Below are 2,079 nucleotides of genomic sequence, written 5' to 3'. Positions count from 1 at the left end.
TTTTTTGGCATAGGGGGTTTGGCCTCCCTGTGAATCGGCTGCCCTTAATTATAACTAATTATCCGAACCTGATATAACTTGGATCGGCAAAATAGCCAAGAAGCAGGTTGTAACGAGTTCCTGTCAAAGCCTGTCCAAGTAGAAGACTTGCTAGAAGTATTAAAAAAATACTTACAAATAGAATGGATTTACGACCAACCTGCGGATTTGGCGAACGCAGAGCAGGAAGGTTTCACTGATTTATTAAACGTTCACAGTGGTGATATTGTAATACCGCCATCAGCAGAGCTGGTAGCGCTATTTAATGCAGCTCGGATCGGCGATATTGAAGTGGTTGAACAGGAAGCCAATAGACTAAAGCAGATAGACTGCAACTATCTACCCTTTGCTAATAAAATCTTGCAATTTTCGAAAAATTTTGAAGAAAAAGAATTACTAGCTTTTGTAAAAAAACATTTTGGGAAATAAAATGATCAACCAAAAAGACAATGTAATTTTAATTGTTGACGATAACCCGAATAACCTAAAACTTCTGTTCGATTTTTTAAAGGATTCAGGCTTCAAGGTTTTAGTGGCTAAGGATGGGGAAAGTGCTATTGAGAAGTTACAAGAAGTTTCGCCAAATATCATATTGTTAGATGTGATGATGCCGGGGATAGATGGGTTTGAAACCTGCTACCGCTTAAAAGCATCGGTGGCAACGAAAGATATCCCTGTGATTTTTATGACATCTCTTACGGATCGCGTGGATAAGGTTAAAGGTCTGTCAATGGGGGCAGTAGATTATATCACCAAACCCTTTCAGCAAGAGGAAGTCCTAGCCCGCGTGCAACTACACCTGAGACTGCGAAATTTGACCAAGACGCTGGAAGAGCAAAATGTGGTTCTAAAACAGGAAATTGAAAGGCGAAAAGAGGCGGAAGCCGCCTTGCAGAAACTCACTTCTGAGTTAGAGCAACGGGTGGCTTCTCAAATGGCTGAACTTAGAAAAGCCTACAATGAGCTTCAACAAGCTCAAGTTCAGTTGTTGGAAAGGGAAGAAAAATTAGGACATGATGCTTTTCACGATGCGCTAACGGAGTTGCCTAACCGCGCTTGGTTTATGAATCGGCTGCAACAGGCGATCGACTTGTCATACAGACGTGAAGATTATCTATATGCGGTGCTATTTATTGACCTAGATCGCTTTAAAGTAGTGAATGATAGCCTCGGACATTTGGTTGGAGATCAATTACTAAAAAGCGTTGCTCGTCAACTGCAAGTTTGTTTACGCCATACAGATGCAGTTGCGCGGTTTGGAGGAGATGAATTTGTGATCTTGCTGGAAGATATTAAAGATATTGATGAACCAAACAGGGTGGCTGAACGCATCCAAAATCAATTAAGACAGCCGTTTAATTTGAATGATTATGAAGTCTTTACCGAGATCAGCATTGGAATTATCGTTAGCACAATGGGTTACGATCGCCCACAAGACGTGCTTAGAGATGCGGATCTCGCAATGTATTATGCTAAAGCTCAAGGCAGAGGGCGTTACGAAGTTTTCGCTCCAGCGATGCAAACTGTGGCGATGACGCGCTTGCAGTTGGAGAACGACTTGAGAAGGGCGATCGCGCTACAAGAATTTTGCGTTCACTACCAGCCAATTGTCTCGCTTTCTACCGGGCAACTGAGTGGCTTTGAAGCTTTGGTGCGCTGGCATCACTCATCTGGGACGATCTACCCGCCTGCCGAGTTTATCCCTGTGGCGGAAGAAACTGGTTTGATCAATGAACTAGGGTGGTGGGTTTTGCGGGAAGCTTGTCACCAGATCAGTATTTGGCAGCAACAGTTTCCCCAAACACCTCCTTTGGCGATTAATGTCAATCTTTCCCCCGTGCAGCTTAAGCAAGTAAACCTACTCAATCGAATTGAGGAGATTTTGCAGCAGACTGGCTTTCCAAGTTACTGTCTAAAACTAGAGATTACTGAAAGCTGCATTTTGGAAACAGTATCCAGGGAAGCTGGGGGGGTGACAAAGAGGTCTACGAAATAGACTGTATAAGGGTTGCAGCCCGCATACCTTGTTGATAAAAGCGG

Annotated in this window: 2 protein-coding genes; both read left to right on the top strand. The window is 43.3% G+C overall.

Translation table 11 applies throughout. From position 1 onward, the window contains the following. Nucleotides 1-78 precede the first annotated feature (78 nt). Complete coding sequence (locus QUA27_RS27165; protein WP_333072148.1) at nt 79-468, top strand: hypothetical protein; 390 nt, start codon at nt 79-81, stop codon at nt 466-468. A gap of 1 nt (nt 469) precedes the next feature. Then, complete coding sequence (locus QUA27_RS27160) at nt 470-2,035, top strand: two-component system response regulator (RefSeq protein ID WP_333072146.1); 1,566 nt, start codon at nt 470-472, stop codon at nt 2,033-2,035. The last annotated feature ends 44 nt before the right edge of the window (nt 2,036-2,079 follow it).

It is taken from the genome of Microcoleus harperi Pol14_C6 (assembly GCF_036701295.1).
In the GTDB taxonomy this organism is placed as follows: domain Bacteria; phylum Cyanobacteriota; class Cyanobacteriia; order Cyanobacteriales; family Microcoleaceae; genus Microcoleus.
This window is presented reverse-complemented; position numbering and strand designations above follow the sequence as displayed.